General features: G+C 70.3%; 1 protein-coding gene and 1 pseudogene. Both read left to right on the plus strand.

The features are described 5' to 3' along the window. Positions 1-190 (plus strand): annotated as a pseudogene (locus ESO86_RS14820) (hypothetical protein); the annotation flags it as partial. A 321-nt stretch (positions 191-511) separates the two neighbouring features. Further along, positions 512-2,794, plus strand: a complete 2,283-nt coding sequence (locus ESO86_RS14825) for a polyribonucleotide nucleotidyltransferase (protein ID WP_129235677.1) — start codon at positions 512-514, stop codon at positions 2,792-2,794. Positions 2,795-2,893: the final 99 nt, after the last annotated feature.

Consider the following 2,893-nt stretch of genomic DNA (forward strand, 5'->3'; position numbering starts at 1 on the left):
CGGCGACGCGGAGGAGCCCGACGCGCCGCCGCTGCCGGACGCCGAGTGGCTGGTGCGGCATGCGATGCCCTGGGCGGGTCGACGACTCCTCGGCCGGACGGCCGGGGACGGGCGCGTCGCGAAGCACGACGCGATCGTCCACCTCCGGGGGCGCAACGACGAGCGCGAGCGACGCGGGATCCGCGCGTGATCGGCCGTGCCGCGGCATCCGCTCGCCCGTGCCGCGGGGCGCCCCGCTAGGTCGCGACACGCCGGGCTGGTAGGCTCGGCGAGGATGCCCACGCGGCACCCGCTCAATTCAACACGAGCTCGCACCCTCCCACGGGTGCTTCGGAGCAGGCCGGCAGGAAGCTGGTCCCCTGTGGTGGCTTACCAATCGAGAGCTTGGTGGACTTCTACTGGTGGCCAGCGCTGGTGAGTCATCGACGCGCTGAGATCTGCCTGTTCCCTGCTCCTTGTTCACCTCGCGCGCCACACGGGCGTGCGAGCCGAAACAAAGGAGAGAGACCTCTTGGAAGGTCCTGAAATCACGTTCGCCGAGACGATCATCGACAATGGTCGATTCGGCACCCGCACTGTCCGGTTCGAGACCGGTCGCCTCGCGCAGCAGGCGCAGGGCTCCGCGGCCGCGTACATCGACGACGAGACCATGCTGCTCTCGGCCACCTCGGTGTCGAAGCAGCCGAAGGAGCACTTCGACTTCTTCCCGCTCACGATCGACGTCGAGGAGCGCATGTACGCCGCGGGCCGGATCCCCGGCTCGTTCTTCCGCCGCGAGGGCCGCCCCTCGACCGAGGCGATCCTCACGTGCCGCCTGATCGACCGCCCCCTGCGTCCCTCGTTCGTCGAGGGCCTCCGCAACGAGGTCCAGGTCGTCGTCACGGTGCTCGCGATCGAGCCCGACGAGCTCTACGACGTGCTCGCCATCAACGCCGCGTCGCTCTCGACGCAGCTGTCCGGCCTGCCGTTCTCCGGCCCGGTCGGCGGCGTGCGCGTCGCGCTCATCGACGGCCAGTGGGTCGCGTTCCCGAAGCACTCGCAGCTCGAGGACGCGGTCTTCAGCATGGTCGTCGCCGGCCGTGTCGTGACCGAGGGCGACGGCTCGCAGGACGTCGCGATCATGATGATCGAGGCCGAGGCCACCGACAACGCCTGGAACCTCATCAAGGCCGGCGCCGTGAAGCCCGACGAGGGCGTCATCGCGCAGGGCATCGAGGCGTCGAAGCCGTTCATCAAGCAGCTCGTCGAGGCCCAGCAGTCGGTCGCGAAGACCGCCGCGAAGCCCACCGCCGACTACCCGACGTTCCCGCCCTACCAGAGCGAGACCTACGACGCCGTCGCCGCGCTCGCGCACGACGAGCTCAAGGGCATCTACCAGATCGCCGGCAAGGTCGAGCGCCAGGACGCCGACGACGCGCTGAAGGCGCGCGTCAAGGAGGCCATCGCCGCCAAGGTCGAGGCGGGCGAGCTGCCCGAGTCGGCCAACGGCGAGGTGTCGGCCGCCTACAAGTCGGTCACCAAGCTCGTCGTCCGCTCGCGGGTGCTCGCCGACGGCGTGCGCATCGACGGTCGCGGGCTGGCCGACATCCGCCCGCTCGACGCCGAGGTGCAGGTCATCCCGCGCGTGCACGGTTCGGCCATCTTCCAGCGCGGCGAGACCCAGATCCTGGGCGTCACCACGCTGAACATGCTCAAGCTCGAGCAGCAGATCGACTCGCTGAGCCCGGTCACCAAGAAGCGCTACATGCACAACTACAACTTCCCGCCCTACTCGACGGGTGAGACGGGTCGTGTGGGTTCGCCCAAGCGCCGCGAGATCGGCCACGGCGCGCTCGCCGAGCGTGCGCTCGTGCCCGTGCTGCCGACGCGCGAGGAGTTCCCGTACGCCATCCGCCAGGTCTCCGAGGCGCTCGGCTCGAACGGGTCGACCTCGATGGGCTCGGTCTGCGCCTCGACCCTGTCGCTGCTCAACGCCGGTGTGCCGCTGCGCGCCCCGGTCGCCGGCATCGCGATGGGACTCATCTCCGACACGGTCGACGGCGAGACCCGCTACGCGGCCCTCACCGACATCCTCGGTGCGGAGGACGCGCTCGGCGACATGGACTTCAAGGTCGCGGGCACGTCGGAGTTCGTCACGGCGATCCAGCTCGACACGAAGCTCGACGGCATCCCCGCCTCGGTGCTCGCGGGTGCGCTGACCCAGGCCAAGGAGGCGCGCACCACGATCCTGCAGGTGCTGAACGCCGCCATCGACGGCCCTGACGAGATGGCGCCCACCGCGCCGCGCGTCATCAGCGTGCAGATCCCGGTCGACAAGATCGGCGAGCTGATCGGCCCGAAGGGCAAGACGATCAACGGCATCCAGGACGAGACCGGTGCCGACATCTCGATCGAGGAGGACGGCACCGTCTACATCGGCGCGACCGACGGCCCTTCGGCCGAGGCCGCTCGTGCCGCCGTGAACGCGATCGCCAACCCGACCAACCCCGAGGTCGGCGAGCAGTTCCTCGGCACCGTCGTGAAGATCGCCGCCTTCGGCGCCTTCATCTCGCTGCTGCCCGGCAAGGACGGCCTGCTGCACATCTCCGAGGTGCGCAAGCTGGCCGGCGGCAAGCGCGTCGAGAACGTCGACGACGTACTCGGCGTCGGGCAGAAGATCCTCGTCGAGATCACCAAGATCGACGACCGCGGCAAGCTCTCGCTCGCGCCGGTCATCGCGGAGGAGGCCGACACCAACGGCCGTGCCGCGACCGGCGAGCACGCCGAGGCTCCCGCCGAGGGCGTCGACGCGTAAGCGCAGGTCCCGCCACCGGATGCCCGTCCCGATTCGTCGGGGCGGGCATCCGTCGTCCGGGGCCCGGCGACGGGCACGCCGCGCGTCCGGCCCGCAGGC

The sequence above is a fragment of the Agromyces binzhouensis genome (assembly GCF_004135055.1).
GTDB lineage: Bacteria > Actinomycetota > Actinomycetes > Actinomycetales > Microbacteriaceae > Agromyces > Agromyces binzhouensis.